Origin of the sequence: Paenibacillus sp. IHBB 3054, assembly GCF_051594305.1 — a bacterium.
In the GTDB taxonomy this organism is placed as follows: domain Bacteria; phylum Bacillota; class Bacilli; order Paenibacillales; family Paenibacillaceae; genus Paenibacillus_AQ.
Map to the genome: position 1 here is coordinate 34389 of NZ_JBOFBG010000005.1, position 22159 is coordinate 56547.

General features: G+C 53.3%; 17 protein-coding genes and 1 pseudogene. 16 read left to right on the forward strand and 2 right to left on the reverse strand.

Annotated features, from left to right (window positions below; all coding sequences use genetic code 11):
* The first annotated feature begins 170 nt into the window (after positions 1–170).
* From ACQ76X_RS08200 to ACQ76X_RS08260, 13 genes are all read left to right on the forward strand, one after another.
* Positions 171–2222, forward strand: coding sequence for a methyl-accepting chemotaxis protein (locus ACQ76X_RS08200; protein ID WP_438492900.1), 2052 nt, complete (start codon positions 171–173; stop codon positions 2220–2222).
* 89 nt (positions 2223–2311) lie between these two features.
* Positions 2312–3124: a uroporphyrinogen-III synthase gene (locus tag ACQ76X_RS08205; protein ID WP_438492902.1), complete on the forward strand. Its 813-nt coding sequence runs from the start codon at positions 2312–2314 to the stop codon at positions 3122–3124.
* A gap of 342 nt (positions 3125–3466) precedes the next feature.
* Positions 3467–4099, forward strand: a complete 633-nt coding sequence (locus tag ACQ76X_RS08210) for a ThuA domain-containing protein (RefSeq protein WP_438492904.1) — start codon at positions 3467–3469, stop codon at positions 4097–4099.
* Between the two features lie 106 nt (positions 4100–4205).
* On the forward strand, positions 4206–4553 hold the full coding sequence (locus ACQ76X_RS08215) for a phasin family protein (protein ID WP_076109694.1): 348 nt from the start codon (positions 4206–4208) through the stop codon (positions 4551–4553).
* Complete coding sequence (locus ACQ76X_RS08220) at positions 4554–6224, forward strand: ABC1 kinase family protein (protein ID WP_438492905.1); 1671 nt, start codon at positions 4554–4556, stop codon at positions 6222–6224.
* Between the two features lie 158 nt (positions 6225–6382).
* Positions 6383–6586, forward strand: a complete 204-nt coding sequence (locus ACQ76X_RS08225; RefSeq protein WP_038597555.1) for a hypothetical protein — start codon at positions 6383–6385, stop codon at positions 6584–6586.
* Positions 6587–6640: 54 nt separating this feature from the next.
* Positions 6641–8521 carry a DEAD/DEAH box helicase gene (locus ACQ76X_RS08230; protein WP_438493159.1) on the forward strand — a complete coding sequence of 627 codons (1881 nt, stop codon included), beginning with the start codon at positions 6641–6643 and terminating at the stop codon, positions 8519–8521.
* Positions 8522–8751: 230 nt separating this feature from the next.
* Entirely contained in the window at positions 8752–9687 is a 936-nt protein-coding gene (locus ACQ76X_RS08235; RefSeq protein WP_438492908.1) for a D-alanyl-D-alanine carboxypeptidase family protein, read from the forward strand.
* Between the two features lie 196 nt (positions 9688–9883).
* Positions 9884–10222 carry a DUF3243 domain-containing protein gene (locus tag ACQ76X_RS08240; protein ID WP_438492909.1) on the forward strand — a complete coding sequence of 113 codons (339 nt, stop codon included), beginning with the start codon at positions 9884–9886 and terminating at the stop codon, positions 10220–10222.
* A 199-nt stretch (positions 10223–10421) separates the two neighbouring features.
* On the forward strand, positions 10422–11444 hold the full coding sequence (locus ACQ76X_RS08245; RefSeq protein ID WP_438492911.1) for an LLM class flavin-dependent oxidoreductase: 1023 nt from the start codon (positions 10422–10424) through the stop codon (positions 11442–11444).
* A gap of 129 nt (positions 11445–11573) precedes the next feature.
* The gene (locus tag ACQ76X_RS08250; RefSeq protein WP_438492913.1) at positions 11574–12050 is read left to right on the forward strand and encodes a glutathione peroxidase; all 477 of its coding nucleotides are present in this window, start codon (positions 11574–11576) and stop codon (positions 12048–12050) included.
* Between the two features lie 310 nt (positions 12051–12360).
* A complete protein-coding gene (locus ACQ76X_RS08255; RefSeq protein WP_438492914.1) occupies positions 12361–13995 on the forward strand; it encodes a formate--tetrahydrofolate ligase in 1635 nt (544 codons plus the stop codon).
* A gap of 581 nt (positions 13996–14576) precedes the next feature.
* Positions 14577–15941, forward strand: a complete 1365-nt coding sequence (locus tag ACQ76X_RS08260; protein ID WP_438492916.1) for an FAD-dependent oxidoreductase — start codon at positions 14577–14579, stop codon at positions 15939–15941.
* 75 nt (positions 15942–16016) lie between these two features.
* On the opposite strand, the gene ACQ76X_RS08265 is transcribed toward ACQ76X_RS08260, so the two are convergent.
* The gene (locus ACQ76X_RS08265; RefSeq protein ID WP_438493186.1) at positions 16017–17603 is read right to left on the reverse strand and encodes a hypothetical protein; all 1587 of its coding nucleotides are present in this window, start codon (positions 17601–17603) and stop codon (positions 16017–16019) included.
* Between ACQ76X_RS08265 and ACQ76X_RS08270 the strand changes: the two genes are divergently transcribed.
* The gene (locus ACQ76X_RS08270) at positions 17581–18627 is read left to right on the forward strand and encodes a hypothetical protein (RefSeq protein WP_438493188.1); all 1047 of its coding nucleotides are present in this window, start codon (positions 17581–17583) and stop codon (positions 18625–18627) included. The two genes, ACQ76X_RS08265 and ACQ76X_RS08270, sit on opposite strands and share 23 nt — an antisense overlap.
* 143 nt (positions 18628–18770) lie before the next feature.
* Here the strand turns inward: ACQ76X_RS08270 and ACQ76X_RS08275 are convergent.
* Positions 18771–19247: pseudogene (locus ACQ76X_RS08275) on the reverse strand (S-layer homology domain-containing protein); the annotation flags it as partial.
* A 385-nt stretch (positions 19248–19632) separates the two neighbouring features.
* On the opposite strand from ACQ76X_RS08275, the gene ACQ76X_RS08280 reads away from it, so the two are divergent.
* Positions 19633–20460: a formate/nitrite transporter family protein gene (locus ACQ76X_RS08280; RefSeq protein ID WP_438492918.1), complete on the forward strand. Its 828-nt coding sequence runs from the start codon at positions 19633–19635 to the stop codon at positions 20458–20460.
* Between the two features lie 474 nt (positions 20461–20934).
* Entirely contained in the window at positions 20935–22152 is a 1218-nt protein-coding gene (locus ACQ76X_RS08285) for an MFS transporter (protein WP_438492920.1), read from the forward strand.
* Positions 22153–22159: the final 7 nt, after the last annotated feature.

The following is a 22159-nucleotide window of genomic DNA, read 5'->3' on the forward strand; positions in this document are numbered from 1 at the left end:
CCGCGAAGAGCGGAATAAAATCAAGAAATCTGCAGACAACAGCGGCCGGAAGTCCAAACATTCTCTGTAGTCACGGCCAATCCCAAAATAGAAGAATTATAAGTTCATTCTATATATGACATAAATGATCATACTTAAGACCTAATAAGAAGGAGAGATGGATTTCACCCATGAATAAAAGCACCCGCTTAACCATCCGCATGAAGCTTATTCTTACATATCTGCTTGTACTTCTCGCTCCCAGCCTTATCATCGGCTGGCAGACCTATCAATCGGCCAGTCATAAGGTGGAGGACCAGCTGATGAATAACGCCACAGAAAGTGTGATGGCGGCCAACGAGATCATTAATGCGAACATTCAGTCCAAAATCGACGCGGTTAGTTATTTTGCCGGGCAAATTTCCTCCGGGTCAGTGAATAGGGAGGCTGTAGGGGAAAGTGCGGCTGATGTAAAGGCCAGATTGCAGGAATATGCTGCGCTGCATCCCGATATTCTGGATATTTACGTCGGAACCAGCGGGGCAAAGTCTGTTCATGCTTCCGATGACCAGCAGCCGGACGGTTATGACCCGCGCAAGGAGAACTTTTATGTGAATGCGCTGAAGCAAGGGAAGGGGACGGTAATCTCCCCTGCTTTTAAAACGGCAAATAATGAAACGGCCATCGCCATTTCGGGAGTGCTTGCGGATGGCAGCGGAGTCATAGGGCTCGACCTGAACTTGTCCGCCCTGGCTGATCTTACGAACATTAAGCTGGGCAAGGAAGGATACATAATGATTCTGGACAGCAGCAAGAAGTTTCTGGTTCATCCCACTGAGACGATAGCCGAGGAATCCTCGCTGGATTTTGTGAAGCAGATGTTCGAGGGAGAAGCAGGCTCCTTTGATTATGTCTATAAGGATACTGCCAGAAAGCTGACCTTCATGGTCAATGAGCTCACCGGCTGGAGAATCGGGGGCACCATCAGCAAGCAAGAGGTTGCTGATGCTACAGCCGACATCCGTGATAAAGTGGTTCTAGTGATTGCTGTTTCTGTATTGCTTGCGCTCATATTGATCTATTTCAATGTGTCCTCCATCGTGCGGCCGCTGATCCGTCTGCGCAAAGCTACAGCGGCTATAGCGAAAGGCGACCTGTCTGAAGATATCGGGGTGTTCCGCAGGGACGAAATCGGCCTATTGGCCGACAATTTCCGCACGATGGTGGCTGATCTGCGCGGCATGATTCTCGGTGTTCAGCAGATGACGGGTAATCTGTCCGCTTCGGCCAAAGAGCTGACAAGCGGGGCTGAGCAGTCAACTACGGCGATCAGGCATGTGACGGAAGCAATTCAGGAAGTCGCGGCAGGCACAGAACGGCAGGTAGGCAGTGTGCAAAAAGGGCTGGAGAGCGCCGCGGCGACCACCCATGAAGTCCAGCATATTTCCGGGTTCATGGAGCAGGTGTCAGCCATGATGGACAAGACCTCGCTGTCTGCAGCCGAGGGGAATGATTCAGTCATCAGTGTGGTTGACAAAATTAACGGAATTCATGAGACGGTGGAAGAGCTTGGCAACATGATTGACAAGCTGAATGAGCGCACCGGACAAATTCAGGGCATTGTCGGTGTGATCACAGGTATTGCGAGGCAGACCAATCTGCTGGCCCTGAATGCTTCCATTGAAGCAGCCAGAGCGGGCGAGCAGGGGCGCGGCTTTGCCGTTGTCGCCTCGGAGGTCCGCAAGCTGGCTGAGGAATCAGAGAAATCGGCGCGGATGATCTCGGAGCAGATTTCCTCCATCAACGGGGAAATGCAGCAGGCAACAGTGACGATGGAGGATGCCAAAGAGAAGGTGTCGGCAGGCATCCTGGCAGTAGATACTACAGGCCGCTCCTTATCGCGGATCCGCAGGGCGGTCAAAGGCGCGGCAGAGAAAATTGAAGCGATGGACGGAGCCGTACACACGCTGTCGGCAGAAGCAGCCAGTATGGAAAAGGCAATCGGGGAGCTGCAGGGCATTTCCCAGGAGGCTGCAGGCAATACGGAGACGATTTCAGCTGCTGCACAGGAGCAGCTTGCTTCCGTTGAAGAAATAGCCTCTTCCACGGCTGGCTTAAGCCAGCTTGCCGGAGAGCTGCAGAAGCTGGCAGGCCGCTTCAAGCTTCACCCGGGGCAGCAGGTTTCCTTTGAAACTCCTGTTCCGCAGGAAGCGGATCTTCAGAAGGGAGCGGGAAATTCCTGATTACGGATTTGATTACGCTACTTTTCTTTTCCCGGGCTTTGCAAGTATACTGATAAGCAATAATGCAGGGCTAACTAGGGGGAATATTTATGGCAGAGCAGTTAAAGGGGATTACCGTAGCCCTTGCCGGTCCGCGAAAATCGGAGGAAATGGCCAAACTGGTACAGAATATGGGGGGGACGGCGCTGCAGCGGCCTGCCCAGGGCACGGTATTTCTCGACGGCGAGGCCTTACGTGAAGCGCTCGTAGCCTGGACCCAGCATCCGCCGGATCTGGCCATTCTGACTACAGGCATGGGGCTTGATGCACTGTTCGAAATGGCCGGGGAAATAGGGCTTGCCGAGCGGTTTCAGGAGGTCCTCTCGTCCTCTCCGATTGCTGCCCGGGGCTATAAAACGGTGAACGCCCTGAAGAAGCGGGGACTGGTGCCGGAGGTGCGCGATGACGATGGCAGCACTACAGGACTGATCCGCGGGCTTGCGGATTGGGACTTGCGGGGCAAGGAGGTCGTGCTCCAGCTGCATGGCGATCGCTCCCCCCGTCTCATTGCCTGGCTTACGGAAGCCGGAGCCGTTGTCCGCGAAGTGCAGCCATACCTTCACACCCCGCCCGAGCCGGGTTCGCTTGCCAGGCTGCTGGCGGAAATCACGGAAGGATTGGTGGATGCCGTAGCGTTTACGAGCGGACCGCAATTCCGCTTCCTGGCAGGGTACGCCCGGGAACAAGGCAAGCTTGGGGAACTGGTGCAAGCCTTTGAGACTAAAGTGCTGGCGGTTTCCGTGGGCAAGATTACCTCTGAGTCCCTGAAAGAGGAAGGCGTCAAGCGGATTGTGATGCCGGAGCATGAACGGATGGGCAGCATGTTCGTTGAACTTGGGCGTTATGTCGCGGCAAACCGCTGATTTTTCAGCCGAGTCCCGCTGCGATTTTCTGCGGGGGATCTGCAAGACGGTTATCCTGCTCCGTTTGTGGGCGGGATTTGTTTTTTTAAAAGATAAGAATTTATAGGCTTCACGCTATAAATTATCCTTCTATTTCTCGCTGAAACGGATACCGTCCTTTTGAGGACGGCGAAGCCGTTTCCACTTGTGAGAAATTGCGTAGCAAACGCGGTCCTGAACTAGCCTGAAGCAAGGCTCCGGTCACAGACATTTAACCTGCCGGTAATGGACATCCGCTGCACTTTTACTTAGAATAATAGCAACGTGCCACAATCCAAGATAGAGACAAGGAGGAGGATACCTATGGACAAGAGAAAATGTTTGCTGCTGGGCGATTACACGCATCCCCGGTTCCATCCGCTGCAGGGTGTAGACAAACAAATCAGCGAGATTCTGAATGATCTGCTGATCGTTCAGTGCTCGGAGAATAAAAAGCTGCTGCTCAGCGAGCATCTGGCCGGTTACGATTTATGTATCGCCTATAATGAACTATGGAACGAAACGGTTTCCCCCCAGCAGACAGCGGGTCTGCTCAGCTATGTGAGCGGAGGGGGAGGCCTGATCGTGCTGCATACGGGGGTTTCCCTGGCCAAGCGCTATGAACTGGCCCATCTGATCGGCGGCAGATTCACCGGACATCCGCCTTTTACTCCGCTGAACTTCAAAGTAATGGAGCATGATATTACGGAGGGAATGGAAGACTTCCAGCTCGATGAAGAGCCATACCGGTTTGAATTCGATCCTTTTACCGAGAAGACCATTCTGCTGGAGTATGAATATGAGGGCGAAAGCTTGCCGGCAGCCTGGTGCCACAGCTACGGACTGGGACGGGTTGTCTATATTATGCCTGGACATCATGAGCCTTCGTTCCGGCATCCGGCGGTCCGTGAATTGATTCTGCGGGCGGCAACCTGGGCGGCACGTATTCCCAGATAATTTGAAATTGTAATAAAATGATACCCCTTGCGGCTGCTTCCTTTGTGAAATGCTCCGACAAGGGGTATACTTTATCCATAACTGGAATCTTTGGGGGGAAAGTACTATGAGTGATTTGTTCAAAAAAGCAATCTCTTTAGGAGTGGGCCTCACCATTGTTAGCAAGGAAAAGGTGGAAAAGGTAGTTGAGGAGCTGGTAAAACGGGGAGAGCTTGCACCCTCGGAATCCAAAGCGCTTGTCGACCGGCTCGTGGAGCGGGGCGACGAGGAACGCGGAGTCTTCAAGAATGCCGTACAGGAGCAGGTTCAGCGTGTGCTGAAGGATCTTAAAGTTCCCGTGCAAAGCGATATCGCCACACTGGAAACACGAATTGCCGTTTTGGAGCGCCGCGTGGCTGAGCTGGAGGGTGCCTCTGCCCAGAAGGAAGCTCTGCCGGAAACGCGTACGGAATAAATGGCTGTACGCATCAGACATGCCGGACGGTACCGGACCATTGCCATGGCGCTTATGCGCCATGGCTTCGGTTATATGGTGGAGGAACTGGGTCTCTACCATATTCTTTCCCTTCCGCGCCGGATGTTGACACAGGAGACTCACGCAAGCCTTACACTCGGAGAACGGATTCGCCAGGTACTGGAGGATTTAGGGCCAACCTTTGTCAAATTGGGCCAGCTGGCCAGTACCCGTTCCGATCTGCTGCCTGATTCGATCATTCAGGAACTGGTAAAGCTGCAGGACAGTGTGCCGCCGTTCTCAGCGGAAACTGCACGCAATATTGTTGAGCAGGAGCTTGACCAGCATCTGGATGAAACCTTCGAATATTTCGAGAATACACCGCTTGCTGCGGCTTCGATCGGCCAAGTGCACCGTGCTGTACTGCATGGAGGCAAGCAGGTTGCGGTTAAGATACAGCGTCCCGGTGTCATGCGGACCATGACCCGTGATTTGGAAATTCTTCAGGATCTAAGCGCGCTTGCCGAAAGAAGATTGGACTGGGCGAAGCAATACGGGCTGATCCGGATGGTGGAGGAGTTCTCCCGGGCGCTGCTGGCTGAACTGGACTACGGCCAGGAAGGCCGCAACGCCGAGCGTATTGCCAGCCAGCAGACGGCACATGATAAAGTATACATTCCGGCAATCTATTGGGACTACAGCTCGGCGCGTGTGCTGACGATGGAATACGTGGAGGGCATTACACTCAACCACCGGGATGAGCTTCTGGAGCGGGGAATCAAGCTAAAAACTGTAGCCCAGCAGCTTGTGGAGATGATGCTGGATCAAATCTTTATCCACGGCTTCTTTCATGCCGATCCCCATCCGGGCAATGTGATGCTGCTGGACAACAACAAGCTGGCGCTGATTGATTTTGGCATGGTCGGGCGGCTCAGTGAGGAGATGAAGGACAGTCTGTCCGCGCTCGTCATCGCCCTGATGCGCAGAAATACCGATTCCATGGTGCGGGCGATTCTGCGGTTGGGAGTAATTCCCGAAGAAGCTGACCGTGCTGCACTTCATGATGATATGGACCGGCTTCGGGAGTCGTATTATGATATCCCGTTCCATCAGATCAGCATCGGCAAGGCGCTGAACGATCTGTTCGGCATCGCCCGCAAGCACCGGCTGGTCATTCCGCCGGATCTGGCGATGCTGGGCAAAACGATGCTGACGCTGGAGGGGGTTGTTGCCAACCTTGACCCTTCCTTTAGCATCGTGCAGATGGCCGAGCCTTTCGGCAGGCAGCTGGTGAAGCAGCGTTTCAGCGGCAGCCGCATGCGGCGCAAGCTTATCGGCGGAGTCGCCGATCTGGCGGAAAGTCTGGTCGAGCTTCCCTCTCAGGCCCGGCAGCTGTCGGCGCTAATCAGCAGAGGCAAGCTTAAGGTAGAGGTCGGGCTGCCCGAACTGAAAAATTTAGAGCATAAGTTCAGCCGTGTCGGCAATCGCCTCTCCTTCAGCATTGTACTGCTGGCCTTCAGCATTATTATGGCCGGACTGATTATCGGTTCATCGCTGCGTGGCGAGCCTTCGCTGCTGTGGGATTTTCCAACGGTGGAGATTGGCTCAGTGATTGCGCTGCTGATGATTCTGTGGCTGCTCTTCTCGATTTTTAAATCGGGCCGCTTCTAGCCTTGCAGGGAAGAATAATTATTCTTCGCCAGTTGCACACAAACGCCCCAGGATCAAGTACAATATAAAGATAACTTTCTAAGGTCACTGTTCTGCCCCTTAAGGCAGGACAGGCTATCGTATAGTATGTAATGGAACGCAAATGGAGTGCCGTCTGAATGTCCGGTGGATCGCTGCTGCCCCTGAAACCGACTTGGACCGCACGTCTGCAGGGCCAGAATCGGCAAGTGGGACGGAAGGACTCCGGTGACGGGGTTCTTCCGCTTTTGTTTGAAAATATGCCGTTTTCGCCTGAAATAAGCTTGTGCCGCCACTCCGGCGGAGGCCGTATGGATGCGTACATTACTCCCGAAAATGGATGACTATAAGTTATGCTGCACAGTAAAGCAAATTAGAGAATTAGTGAGGTGGAGAAATTGCCGGGTTTTAAGGAATTAGGAGTTTCTGAATTATTGAATGATCTGCTCAAAGGACAAGGCATTGTAAAACCAACGCCGGTGCAGGAGGAAGCCATTCCGCCGGTGGTGCAGGGCCTGGATGTTATCGCCAGAGCGAAGACGGGAACGGGGAAGACGCTCGCTTTCCTGCTGCCGATTATGGACAAAATCCGGGTGGAGGCGGCTTATCCGCAGGCGCTGGTCCTCGCGCCGACGCGTGAGCTGGCCCTGCAAATTACGGAAGAGGCACGCAAGCTGGCACGACATACGGGTGTGAAGATTCTGGCTGTCTACGGAGGTCAGGATGTAGAGAAGCAACTTCGCAAGCTGGAGGGCGGAAGACATCTCATTATCGGAACCCCGGGCAGACTGCTTGACCACCTGCGGCGGGAAACGCTGGATCTTGGGGGCGTGAAGATGCTCGTCCTGGATGAAGCGGACCAGATGCTGCATATGGGCTTCCTGGAGGATGTGGAGACGATTATTACGGCTGTTCCTTACCGCCGTCAAACGATGCTCTTCTCCGCCACAATGCCTGACCCCATTAAACGTCTCGCTGCCAACTACATGAAGGAACCGCTGGACATCGTGATCAAGAGCGGCTCGCCGATTCCGCTGGACAATATCCGCCAGCAGGTCGTAGAGTGCTCCGACCGCAACAAAGAAGAAGCGCTGCAGGCGCTGATCGAACGCGACCGCCCGTATTTGGCGATTATCTTCTGCCGGACCAAACGGCGGGTATCGAAGCTGAACGAAGCGCTGCAGGCAGCAGGTTATGACTGCGACGAGCTGCACGGCGATTTGTCCCAGGGCAAGCGCGAAGCAGTGATGAAGCGGTTCCGCGATGCGAAGCTGCAGCTGCTGGTAGCTACGGATGTTGCCGCGCGCGGTCTGGACGTTGAAGGGATTACCCATGTCTTCAACTACGACCTGCCGCTGGATGCGGACAGCTACATTCACCGGATCGGCCGGACCGGACGCGCCGGAGGCAAAGGCCTCGCGATCACTTTCTCCTCGCCGCGCGAACGCGCCGGGCTCGAGCTGATCGAGCACGGCATTTCCCAGCGGCTGGACCGCCGCCGCTACGAGAAGGATGAATTCGGCGTAGGCGAATTCACCTCCGTGCAAGGCGGCGGCTCCCCGCGCGGCGGACGCCAGAACGCAGCGCCTGAAGCGGCGCGTGCCGGCCGCGGCGGGCGCGAACAAGGGCGCAGCGGCGGAGCACCACGCGCCGAAGCCGGAGCACGGCCGGGCGGCCGCGGCCGTGGCGGCAACAAGGAAGCAGGCAGCTGGGGCGCGCCTGCCGAGAAGACCAGCCGCAGTGCAGCGGCTGGAGGCAAGCGCAGCGCCTATGAGGCGGCAGCGCCCAGAGGCGGCGATTCCGCCGGCAAGAGCGCGGCGAAGCCAAGACCGGGCGGCGGCTACGGCGCCTTTGACCCTAGAAGCGCCAGCCCGGCTGCAGCTTACGGGGCAGGCGGCAATGCCGCCGGCGGACGTGGCGGCAGCAGAACGGCCGCCCCATCCAAAGGCGGCCCGAGCAGCGGCTATAGCTCCAACGTCACCAGAGGAATGGAAGCTGGTGGCTTCAGCTATGGCGCTTCCAAAGGCGCAGGCTCCGGAAGCGGCTATAATCCGGGCGGTGCGCAAGCCAGCCCTAAACACAGAGCAAATGTAGCCCGCAGCGATGAAGCAGGCGGCTACAATGCGGCAGCTCCCAAAGGTGCGCGCGGCGGCTCCAAGGGCGGCAAAGGCGGGTACAGCTCCGGCGGACGGAACAGCGGCGGCGGCGGTGCATCACGCGGCGGTCGTGGCAAGAGCTCCGGCGGCGGTTCGCGCGGCGGACGCGGCTCATCCAGGTAAAGGCGCTCGACATTTATAGTTGAAACTTGTTACCATAGGGCAGTTGGCGTATCCGCCAACGACCTGTGGTAACATTTGTTTTATACGACTGAAACCTTTTTACCGTTTAGCCTGTCTAATAGATAAATAGAGCACCAGCTGCAGGAGTGCAGAGAATGAGGCAACTGTTGGTTTCGTACAGACGGATCCGAAGCAGGATGCCAACAAGTATAGGAGGAAACATACATCATATGTCCAAGACCGTCAAAATAGTTATTTTGTTCGTTGTCGTGATTGCGATCGGTTGGGGAATCGGAAAATATACGTCGGCTCCATCCGCTTCAGAGGAAGAAGGAACGGTAGTAAGCGACGGCAGTACCCTTCAGGGTCAGCCGGATGCAAGTGCAGAACCTGCACCAGTTGCCAGTGTAAGCCCGGACGAGCAGGACCAGGAGGCTTCTGGAAACAACACGGGAGCCGAAGGGTCTACGGCTGATCCGGAAGAGAACGATAGTGAGAATGCGGCTACCAATCCAACTTCTGTTGTTACAAATAAGCCGGGCACGCCGGACTCAGGCAATAATGCAGCCGAACTGACTGCCGCAGAGCCCGAAAGCATGTCAGTCATGGTCAACAAGCAGTACAAGCTGCCGGATAAGTATAAGCCTTCGGATCTGGTATATCCGAATGTGCGGTTCCTCTTCTCGGAGAAGATTGAGAAGCGGATGATGCGCCGCACTGCAGCTGGTGCGCTTGAGGAAATGTTCGCAGGGGCGAAGAAGGACGGCATACAGCTGGCCGGTGTTTCGGCCTACCGTTCCGAGAAAACCCAGACAAGGCTATTCAACAACTATGTAGACAGAGACGGGGAAGAGAAAGCCCGCACCTACAGCGCAGTTCCCGGCCATAGTGAGCATCAGACGGGCCTGGCGATTGACATTTCCGGCAGTGACGGCAAATGCGCCGCCGAGAGCTGCTTTGCGGGTACGCCTGAAGCTGATTGGCTCGCTAGTCATGCTGCGGAGTACGGCTTCATTATCCGTTATCCGGAAGGTAAGCAGTCGATTACCGGTTATAAGTATGAGCCTTGGCATGTCCGCTATGTAGGCAAGGAGATCGCCGTCTCCATCGCAGAGAAAGGCATTACGCTGGAAGAGTACTTTGATGTTGTTCCCGTATCGAATTAACCGGCTGCAAGCCATTGTATTAAAAAGCAGGCTCACCATACGTTTAGCAACAGCTCCATCAGCGGTCCCGGAATAACGGGGCCGCTTTTTTGATTGGCCAATGCGTAACGTCTGCATCCCGCTATGCATGGTTCAGCTATGCGGCCGATGGTTAAGTAGTGGGAAACTAACTAGTTTTCATAAGGAGGCGCATCACGTGTCCGAACATAACCATGTGGTAAGCAAGGATGGAAGTGTAACCATGAACCGTGTCAATGACGCCCTGGACCGGATTGAACCTGAGCAGAAAGAGGTTATTCTGAACAATTTTCAGGAGTTTAAGAGCTATTTAAGTAAGCGGATTCATCTTGCCCAAAAAATCGGGCTCAGCGATGAGCAGCTGGCGATAGCAGCTGAGAAAATCGCTGATTATCTGGCGGCTTATGAAGAGCCCCGCAACAGCGAGGAGAAACTGCTGCTGGAGCTGTGGAAGGTTGGCAGCAAGGAAGAGCGGCATCGTCTGGCGCACATGCTAGTCAAGCTGGTTCAGGAGTAATTCAAAGCTTGCCACAGGCTGGTTAAGCGGGTATGTAGCTCTACCGGTGCATGCGCTGGTATATAGCGAGGTACAGTCCTTCTCCGGTTCGCAGGAGCAGGGCTTTTGCTGCTGGGGAATAGGTACATAGGGAACGTTCAGGATATAATGGAGGAAGTATCCGGATATCTCAAATCTTATCATTGGAGTGGCTTGGAATATGAAATTAAGCATATTGGATCAGTCTCCGGTCTCCGAGGGCAGCTCCCCCGCCGAGGCCTTGGCCCAAACGTCCATGCTCGCCCGGGAGGCGGAGAAGCTGGGGTATCACCGTTTCTGGGTATCGGAGCATCATGCGGCTCCCGGACTGGCCGGATCCAGCCCGGAAGTACTCATGGCCCATCTGGCTGCTGTGACCTCTTCCATTAGGATCGGCTCCGGTGCCGTTCTGCTCCCGCATTACAGCGCCTTTAAGGTGGCTGAGAATTTCCGCGTGCTGGAAGGGCTGTATCCCGGACGGATTGACCTTGGGCTGGGCAAGGCAGCGGGAGGTGCGGCTTTGGCTGTGCGCGCCCTGCAAGAGAACCGGATGGACGACATAAGCCGTTATGAGGAGCAGGTTAAGGATCTCATTGCCTATTTGCACGGCACAGTGGATTCCGGGCACCGTTTTGCCGGACTGCAGGCCACTCCGGCAGTCCGTACAGCGCCGGAGATCTGGCTGCTCGGCTCAAGCAGAGACAGTGCTGAACTCTCCTCGAAGCTTGGGACCGGCTTCGCCTTCGCCCAATTTATTAACGGCAACGGAGGCTCTGAAGCGGTAAGTGCCTACCGGCAGAGCTTCAGGCCGTCTCCCGCTGCCGCGAAGCCGAGGGCGCTGGTTTCCGTATTTGCTGTGTGTGCCGAAACCGCTGACGAGGCAGACCGGCTGGCAACCAGCATGGATCTTTCGCTTGTACTGCTGGAGAAAGGACATGTCTCCACAGGCACGCCTTCCGTCGAAACCGCGCTGCGCTATAATTATGCTCCGTATGACCGGTTTCGTATTGAGGAGAACCGCAGGCGGATGGTTGTGGGGGCGCCGGAGGATATCCGGCGCCAGTTCCAGGCTCTTGCCGAACAATATCGATGTGAAGAGATTATGTTTGCAAGTTTTATGCATAGCTTTGAGGACCGGCTGAAATCCCTCCGGCTTATCGCTGAGGCTTGCGGGCTGTCCCCGCGGGGCTCAGACGCTGGATAATAATCTGCTGAGTTTTGTTTTCCGTTTCCGATAAGGTAAGATGGGAAATGAAATGCAAAGTCCCAGTCTGGGCATTTCGCTGCAATACCGGTCATTTATTAACATACACCCGAAAGGAAGGGATGCAGGATGTCTATTTACAGTTTTGCCGGAGTAACGCCTTCCGGTAAAGAAGTGCCGCTTAAGGATTATGAAGGCAAAGTGCTGCTGATCGCGAACACGGCCAGCAAATGCGGACTTACCCCGCAATACGGAGATCTACAGAATCTTTATGAGCAATATGGCGGCCAAGGTTTTGTCGTGCTGGGTTTTCCCTGCAACCAATTTGCCGGCCAGGAGCCGGGAACGAGTGAAGAAGCGGAGGAGTTCTGCCAGATTAATTATGGCGTCAAATTTCCGGTCTTCGCCAAAGTGGATGTCAATGGACCGGATGCAAGCCTGCTCTTTCAATATCTGAAGGGCCAGCAGCCGGGTACAGCTGATAGCAGTGACATCCAGTGGAACTTCACCAAGTTCCTGGTTGACCGCAGCGGCAAGGTTGTGGCCCGCGTGGAGCCGAAAGAATCCCCTGAAACGATGAAGGGACTCATAGAATCTTTGCTGTAAACAGCATTTGCAAACCCGGGCCAAGTCCGGCTTAGTGCAAATTCAGTGTCCTCCCGAAACCCGGTGCAAACCGCATTTTGGGAGGGCTTTTATTTGATTAGCCCTAGCTGATCTCCGGTGAAAGCAGGCACTGAATCCTTTGCCACGGCTTGCGCTGTGAAATATACTATGAAAATAATCCTTGACGCTTTTCAGAGACGCTGTATCCTTTGAAGAGAGCAACATCATCGTTGACCATACATAAAACACATTAAGCGCATAATGCGCAGTACGAAGCAGGATAATAACGGCAGGAGGGTTTTATAAGGGCATGAGGTTAATAACAGAGGTAGCATCGGCAGCAGGGATTAGTCAAGAGCATCTGGAGCTGTACGGCAAATATAAAAGCAAGCTGGCGCCAACGCTATGGGATGAGCTGAAGCACAAGCCCGATGGCAAGCTGGTTCTGGTTACTGCGGTTAATCCTACACCGGCAGGTGAAGGCAAGACTTTAACAACCATTGGACTGTCCCAGGCGCTGAATGCAGCGGGGGTGAAGACAGTAGCGGCACTGCGTGAGCCTTCGCTGGGGCCATGCCTTGGCATGAAAGGCGGGGCAACCGGCGGAGGCAAGGCACAGATCGTTCCGGCTGATGAGATTAATCTGCACTTTACAGGAGATATTCATGCAGTCACTTCAGCGCATAATCTGCTGTCTGCGATGATCGACAATCATATCTTCCAAGGGAATGTGCTGGGCCTCGATCCGCAGCGCATCGTCTGGAAGCGGGTCATGGATATGAATGACCGCAGTCTGCGCAGCATTGTGACGGGGCTGGGCGACGGCAATGGAACGGTTAGGGAGAGCGGCTTCCAGATCACAACAGCATCGGAGATTATGGCTGTGCTGTGCCTCTGCGATAACCTTGCTGACCTTAAGCTGCGTTTAGGCCGTATGCTGGTCGGCTATGACCAGTTGGGGCAGCCGGTAACGGCCAAAGATCTCGGGGCGGTGGAAGCGATGACCGCGCTGCTTAAGGAAGCTGTGAAGCCCAACCTTGTGCAGACATTGGAGGGGACGCCGGTCATTGTGCACGGTGGACCTTTTGCGAATATTGCCCATGGCTGCAGCAGTGTCATCGGGACCCGTTATGCGCTGAAGCTGGGTGACGTGGTTGTAACCGAAGCGGGGTTTGGCGCTGATCTCGGCGCGGAGAAGTTTATGGATATCAAATGCCGTCAGGCCGGGCTTGCTCCTTCTGCGGCTGTGCTGGTCGTGACGGTGAAATCACTGAAATATAACGGCGGTGTCCGCAAAGAAGAGCTGTATGTAGGCAACCGGGCGGCACTGCTCTCGGGGCTGTCCAATATGGAACGCCATATTGAGAATTTGGGCAAATTCGGCGTACCTGTGCTTGTTGCGCTCAACCACTTTGAAGGTGATGCGCCATCGGAGATTGAAGAGGTGCTGAACGCCTGCAGCCGCCTTGGCGTGCCTGCGGCCGTTTCCAAGGTATGGGCAGAAGGCAGTGCCGGTGGACTCGAGCTGGCAGCGGAGCTGAAGAAACTGCTGGATCGTGAAGATGCAGGGAGATATGCCCCACTGTATGAAGAGAATTTGGATATTCCGTCCAAAATCAATAAAATCGTCACCGAAATTTACCGTGGTGCGGAAGTCGCGTTCTCCCCTGCGGCCAAACGCAGTTTGGCCATCATCGAACGGCTAGGCTTGCAGCAGCTTCAGGTGTGCATGGCCAAAACACCGTATTCCTTCTCAGATCAGCCAAGACTGCTGGGTGCGCCGGAAGGCTTCACGATGGGTGTGCGTGATATTACATTGTCGCTGGGCGCAGGCTTCGCTGTTGTGATTACCGGCAATATTGTGACCATGCCGGGGCTCCCGGCCAAGCCGGCCGCCGAAGGGCTTTCCGTTGACGAAGACGGTGTAATTCACGGCTTGGAGTAGTCTCTATATCTTTTAGTATGGCCGAAACCCCGGACCCGCTGCGTAATTTGCGCGGGCTCCGGGGTTTTTGCGTGACCGGTTTCCTGCATTGATATTATCCTGCTGCGCTGCTGCTGTGATCCTAGACTGGCTGCTGCTTCCTGCGTTTCTAAGACATAATGTCTTGCCGCGGGGGAAAAGCTAAAGGAAGCCGCAGAGCGCCAAAAAAAGGCGTATATAAATTGAACTTAAAAACTTGAGATAAGGAAAAGGAGGAACGGAGGGGGATTTTGGAACTGGAGGAGCGGTAGCGTCCGCCTTTGTCTTTCGATTTCTACCGCTAAGGGCGGTTAAAATCAAGAAATCTGAAGACAACAGTGGCCGGAAGTCCAAATATTCTCCGTAGTTGCGACTGATCCTGTACTCTAAAAACCTTAAGTTCAATCTATATAGGTCATACATTCCAAATGTGAACAATATGAGAAGATGTACCAAAGGGCTTGCAATGTGATATTAATCACAATATAATCAGTATATAAAGTGAAATATATCACAAACAAACAGACAAAAATATGCTTGCCAATTTGGAGGAGGAAGAAATCATGAAAGTAGCAGTCATTGGATGTACCCATGCCGGAACCGCCGCAATTGTTAATACCGCCCAGCTTTACCCGGATGCCGAGATTACGGTGTACGAACGCAATGATAATATTTCCTTCCTGTCGTGCGGCATTGCTCTATATGTCGGCGGAGTGGTTAAAGATCCGCAAGGCCTGTTTTATTCTTCGCCTGAGAAGCTCGCTGAACTGGGTGTCAATACAAAGATGCGCCATGAAGTGATCAATGTGGATACAGCCCGCAAAACCTTAAAAGCCCGTAATCTGGCAAACGGCCAGGAATTTGAAGATACGTACGACAAACTCATTATGACTACCGGCTCGTGGCCGATTGTGCCAAAGCTGGAAGGCATGGAGCTGGATGGCATCCTGCTCTCGAAGAACTACAATCACTCCAACACCATTATCGAAAAAGCGCAGCAGGTGGACAGAATCACCGTTGTCGGAGCCGGTTATATCGGTGTCGAGCTGGTGGAGGCTTTTCAAATGAACGGCAAACAGGTTACGCTGATCGATGGCGAGGACCGGATCCTGAGCAAATATCTGGATGAAGAATTCACTACACCGATCCAGCAGACACTGGAGGATCACGGCATCAAGCTGGCGCTCGGTGAGAAGGTCAGCTCGTTTGCGGGAGAGAACGGTAAAGTGACCAAGGTGACCACAAGCAAAGGGGAGCATGAGACCGATCTGGTTATCCTCTGCATCGGTTTCCGTCCGAATACAGAGCTGCTGAAAGGGCAAGTGGATATGCTGCCTAACGGGGCGATTATCGTCAATGATTATATGCAGACCAGCCTCCCGGATGTCTATGCCGCCGGCGACAGCTGTGCGATTCATTATAACCCAACCGGCAAACATGCCTATATTCCGCTGGCTACGAATGCCGTACGTATGGGAACACTGGTAGCGCGCAACCTGGTGGCGAATACGATCCCATACATGGGTACGCAAGGAACATCAGGGATTAAGATTTATGAGGATAACATCGCCGGAACCGGACTGACGGAAGACGCAGCCAAAGCCGAAGGCATGGATATCGAGAGCGTGCTGCTGATCGACAACTACCGTCCGGAGTTTATGCCGACCTTTGAGCAGGTTCAGTTAAAAGTAGTATTTGACCGCGCCACCCGCCGGGTTCTCGGAGCGCAGATTATGTCCAAGATGGATCTGACACAGTCGATCAATACCGTATCTGTCTGCATCCAGAACAAAATGACGGTGGATCAGCTGGCCTTCATTGATTTCTTCTTCCAGCCGCATTACAACAAGCCGTGGAACTTCCTGAACACTGCTGGCCTTCAGGCATTGCCAAAGAGTGTGACACATAAAGAAACAGTGACGGTATAACAGATAAGAAAATACGCCCTGTCCAATCCTTCGAAAAGGTTGGCAGGGCGTATTTTTTTTAGCATGGTTTATTGGTCATTGGTAGTCGATATCCTCATGGAAATCAATGACATCCAGCCGGGCACGGATACGTTCGATTTCTGTTGAGGTTAACGGAGCTGCGGGAGTCAGCTTGTAGTTTCTCCCTGTGATGTAGCTTATATCGTCCGCCGCTCCATTGGACGTATATGGAAGCTTGGTAACAGGCGATCTGGAGTAATCGGTGAAGTCAATGATGCTCCAGAGGGGGTCTCCATCTCTTTTGGCAAGGACAATACGCTCTGTTGCAGTTTCTGTCCACAGATACCTTAAATCCCCCGGAGAATTCTCTCCACTGACCGTGGTGTATCCAGCCCCCCGGAACATCAGGGTGAATTCTGAATGTTCATTGCTGTGGGCTGTTTTTGTTTTGTAGATCTCTGCCAATCCATGAACACCCAATATTTCAACTCTGGCATCTTTCGGGAACCTGCTGATGAAGTCCTGCCAGGTTGCGAATAGGTTGGGTGACCTCATCACCCAATTGGTACCAATCACCAGTGAGAGGTAATTGACCGTATTTCTGTTCTGAAAAGGATTGTTGAGATACTGAGAGGCCAGATGTAGCTGAGGTTCTGCCTTCGTATCGCTTACAAACGGATCCGCCGGATGCAGTGTCCATCTGGATGCCCCTGTAATATAGCGGGAGCCGATGGGATCAATGCTTAGGGCATTCATAAATACATTGTTACTGTTAGTAGCAGCATCCTGTGCGGGCAGCATCGGATTAGCGATATGTGCCCAGTATGGCATCAGCGGTGATCCTTCAGCAGACAATTGGCCTACATTATACTGTGTTGCAGCCCAGCCCATAAACGCATCGATCCGGAAGTTGTCTTTTAACCAGGCAGCCTGTTGGGGATTGATGGCATAGGTGGACAGTGACTTGGGACGATACTTGTCAGGAATACTCTCCCATACGGAGATATCTCCGTTGGTGCCCCCCTGGTGCAGGGAATTGAGCGCATTATATCTGTACATGTACAGCCACGAGTTCATCTCTACAATCCATTGGGCCAGGTTGAAATTATCATTCGGATAGCCGGATGCGATCCCTACCTCATCTCCGTATAGATCCACGTAGTTAAGCACCTGTTGCAATTGAGGGCGCTGTGCATCATCGAACACAAATCGGCTGTCCATGGCCCAGGTTACCCGCAAATCGGGATCAATAGTTGCCAGTGTATTCCGCATGGTTTGCATTTCGGCAACTGTTGTAGCATTTGCTCCTGTATCTTCCAGCAACAAGGATACAGTGAAATAAGCTGTTGAATTGTATTGAGGCGATAGTACCTCAAGCTCGAAGTTGCTGATGATGCTAAAGTCGGCGACCTCGGAACTGAGCAGGATTCGACCATGGATCATAGTTCCAGGCTTCGGGATGTTATAAAAGTTTGCTACCGTCCCATCCTCTGCCAGTACAGAGTAATCATCAGTAACCAGCACTTTGAGGTCTGGCGGCAAATGCTCCGGCATGATTTCGCTTCCGTATACATCCAAGGTCACATAAGCCAGCTTCCAATCTTCCATAGATACACTAAACGAAGCGTCAATTGTATCGGTGGTTACCTGTACAGAATCCACTGCCTCATATACTGGCGGAACCGGCGTTGGATCCGGTGAAGCGGATGGCACCGGTGTTGGATCCGGCGAAGCGGATGGCACCGGTGTTGGAGCCGGTGAAGCCGATGGCACCAGTGTTGGAATCGGTGAAGCGGATGGCACCGGTGTTGGATTCGGTGAAGCCGATGGCACCGGTGTTGGATTCGGTGAAGCCGATGGCACCGTTGTTGGAGCCGGTGAAGCCGATGGCACCGTTGTTGGAGCCGGTGAAGCCGATGGCACCGTTGTTGGAGCCGGTGAAGCCGATGGCACCGTTGTTGGAACCGGTGAAGCCGATGGCACCGGTGTTGGATTCGGTGAAACCGATGGAACCTTTGGTGGAACCGGTAAAACCGATGGAACCTTTGGTGGAACTGGTGTTGGATCCGGTGAAGCGGATGGAACTGGTGTTGGATCCGGTGAAGCGGATGGCACCGGTGTTGGATTCGGTGAAGCGGATGGCACCGGTGTTGGATTCGGTGAAGCCGATGGCACCGTTGTTGGAACCGGTGAAGCCGATGGCACCGGTGTTGGAACCGGTGAAGCCGATGGCACCGGTGTTGGATTCGGTGAAACCGATGGAACCTTTGGTGGAACCGGTAAAACCGATGGAACCTTTGGTGGAACTGGTGTTGGATCCGGTGAAGCGGATGGAACTGGTGTTGGATCCGGTGAAGCGGATGGCACCGGTGTTGGATTCGGTGAAGCGGATGGCACCGGTGTTGGATTCGGTGAAGCCGATGGCACCGGTGTTGGAACCTGTGAAGCTGATGGCACCGGTGTTGGAGCCGGTGAAGCTGATGGCACCGGTGTTGGATTCGGTGAAGCCGATGGACCCGGTGTTGGAACCGGTGAAGCCGATGGCACCAGTGTTGGAACCGGTGAAGCCGATGGTACCGGTGTTGGATCCGGTGAAGCAGGTGGAAACGGTGTTGGGCCCGGTGAAGCGGATGGCCCCGTTGTTGGATCCGGTGTTACGAGATCTGTAGAAGAAGCGTTTGGATAAGCGAGCTCGCTATCTTCTGAAGGTGCGCCTTTGGGGACTTCAGGATAATCAGGCAAGTCACTTCCAGGCTCAAGCAGATCTTGTATACGCTTGGCATCCTCAAGCAGAAGGCATGCACGAGCAGTTACCATAGCTGCGCTTTGACGGTCAACGGATTGCTTTGGGTTAAACCGCTGATATTCATCTCCTTGGAACAGACCGAGCTGCTGGGCTGCCCAGACGCTTGTCCGGGCTTTTTCGGAGATATTATGACTATCCTTAAACGCAGCCGTATCCCCTTGTTTTTGGACCTGGTCATACACTCCAAAGGCCCGGATATACCATACTGCCAAGCTCTCTCGTGTTAATTCACCTCTCCATGCTATTGTCTGGTCTTGTATAATGCCTGCAGACAAAAGCGAGCGTAGGGAGGGGATGGCCCAATTCGGTGCCGCTTCCGTTGTTAGCGGATAGTCCAAACTAGGAATGGGAATGGATAATGCCCTTGACATCATGGTACCCATCTCTGCAATAGTAATCGGTTGATAGGGTCTGAACGTTGCGTTGCCATAGCCTTGAACGATCCCTCTGGAGAACAGCTGTGCAATTTCTTGATGGGCATAGCTGCGCTCAGTATCCACAAATGGAGCGCTATTGGCCCTTGCAGCTGGAGTGACAGCAGCAGTTCCGATTAGGATCAGACATAGCAGTGCCAGGCTGACACGCCTCAGGTTGTCTATCAATATGTATGTACTTTTTCCTGTGTTTACGGGAACACGATCACCACCTCTTTTACTCCACTATCGGTACAATCGGCCCGAATATTTAGCGTGATATGGGATGTATGGTGAGAAATGTTTTTGTGATTAAGTTAATCTGAATTGTGTAGATAAGGTAAATTTGACATGTCAGTGAAAACTTTCACTTAGTTTTCCTAGACGTGACTTTTATCACGTAAATGTGATTGCGATCACGCTACAATGGCATAAAGGAACAAATTTTAAGTATTAAAAGGGGATAGGAATCATGGCTTATAACAAACCGCAGCAGATTGCCGAGGTAACGGTAGAGAACGGAATCAAGAAGGCTCACAACCCGCTTGCCACCGTACTTATTCTCGGTTTTCTGGGGGGAGCGTTTATTGCGCTCGGATTTTTACTGGATATTCGTGTCATTGCCGGTGCTCCGGCGGAATGGGGCTCCATCGCAAACTTTATCGGGGCATCGGTGTTCCCGGTAGGACTGATCCTGGTGCTGCTGGCCGGCGGGGAACTGCTGACAGGCAATATGATGGCCGTGCCGCTAGCATTTATGGCGAAGAAGATTTCCTTCTGGGAAGTCATCAAGAACCTTGTGCTGATCACGCTCAGCAACCTGGCAGGCGCGTTGTTCGTTGCTTATTTCTTCGGCCACGTTGTCGGCCTCACCGCAGACGGAGTGTATCTCGATAAACTGGTCGATATGGCTGAACATAAGATTGACGCAACCTTCCTGCAGGCCTTTGTCTCCGGGATCGGCTGTAACTGGCTGGTGGCTCTGGCCGTGTGGCTTTCTTACGGGGCGGATAATTTCAGCGGCAAAATCCTCGGTATCTGGTTCCCGACCATGGCATTTGTGGCCATCGGATTCCAGCACGTTGTAGCCAACATGTTTCTTATCCCTGCTGCTATATTTGAGGGGCACTTTACCTGGGCACAATATTTCGGGAACTTTGCCCCGGTATGGCTGGGCAACCTTACGGGCGGAGCCATCTTCGTAGCCGCAGCCTATTATATGGCTTACCTTCGCAAAGGGCCGTCGGCTGTTCAATCCGTAGAGGGTGTATCCTCTGTCGGAGTGAAGAAACACGCTTAATCCTTACTAATTAAATGCCGTGTTAAACGGCAATAGACACTCCTTGTAACCTTCTCTCTTCAAGCTAACAGCTCAAGAGGGAATGTTCTCGGGGTGTTTTTTTGTGAGGTGAAATAGGGGCCGCACAACACAAAATTCGCCTTGCATATCCGACTCGGGGGAACGAAATCGGGCTCACGGCGAATTAATAGGGAGTGTTTCATATGCTCTATTACCCGGGCAAACCAAGAACGAATCAGTCTCTGTTCAGCAATTTTCTTTACGCAGGGTGGCAGCAGTTATAAAATATAAAGATCTCAATGAACAGGCTTTTCACTGCGGGGCCTGGATAGGCTTTGGTCAAGAATAATGAAGGGATATTATGTTTGAGTGACGCGATAATGCGTCAATGTGAATGCTTGCTCTTCGCCCTGTTTTGGGATGATACTGGATGGAATTAATGACACATATATTACAGGGGTTGAAAGACAAGTCATGAGGTTTTTACAAGCTTATCCAAAGGAAGTCAAAGTATTTCTGATTGCCAGTCTTATTAACGCAACAGGCAGCGCGCTGATGTGGCCGCTTGTCACGATGTATGTATTTGATGAACTGGGCCGCAGTATGACAGATGCCGCACTCGTTATTGTTATTCAATCCCTCGGAGGCATATTCGGACAACTGCTGGGTGGATCACTCTATCATAAAGTTGGTGTCAAACGCCTGATCGTCGGTGCGTTGGCCATGAATGCCCTGGCCTTGTTCACCTTGCCGGCGGCAAGCGTGAACTGGAACATGTTCATGCTGGTGATGGGGCTGGTGGGCCTGTTCAATTCGTTGTCATTGCCGGCCATTCAGGCCTTTATAGGTTTCCGCTTCGCAGAACAGCGCGGAGAGCTTTTTAATGTAATTTATGTCGCCAATAATATTGGGGTAGCGCTGGGCACGATGCTGGCCGGTTTTCTGGCAGATATTTCCTATCTGCTGAGCTTTGTGCTTAATGGGCTGACCTCAGCCGTGTTTGCCGCATTTTTCTTTGTGTATTTACGGAAGGTTGGCACAGAGCCGTCCCATGCCGAGCCGCATAGGAGAAACGGCCCCGGAGAGCTGTCGAACTGGAAGCTTATAGGCCACACCCGAATCTATCTGTATATGGCCTTAGGTTCGATGTTTTTATTGATCGGCAACTCGATCTGGAATACGGGAGTTTCTCCGTTTATTATTTCGGAAGGCTGGGCTAAGAGCACCTACAGCCTTCTTTGGACGCTCAACGGGATTCTGATCTTTGCCGCGCAGCCGCTGGTAAGCTTGATCAAACGCTGGTTCGCGGAGACCTCGACGGCGCAGATGACGGCAAGCGCTGTTTTTTACCTGAGTGGATATGCAGTGATCTTGTTGATGCCAAGCTATCCCGGCCTGGTGCTGGCGATGTTGCTGACCACGCTGGGGGAGATGCTTATTTCTCCGGCGATGCCTTCATTTATTTCCGATCATGCGGACCGCAGTGCGCCCTTCTATCTCGGGCTTAGCGGTGGGATCGGCGCGGTCGGCAGAGTTCTCGGCCCCTATATGATGGGCAGCCTGTATGACCGGGGAGGCCTTGCGCCGACAGGCTGGCTGGCTTGCGGGATGGCGTTGCTGGCGGTGGGATTCTTCGCGGTCCATGCCTTCATCAACCGTTCTGGCCGTGCACTGGAACAAAATGGGGTATAATGGTCTG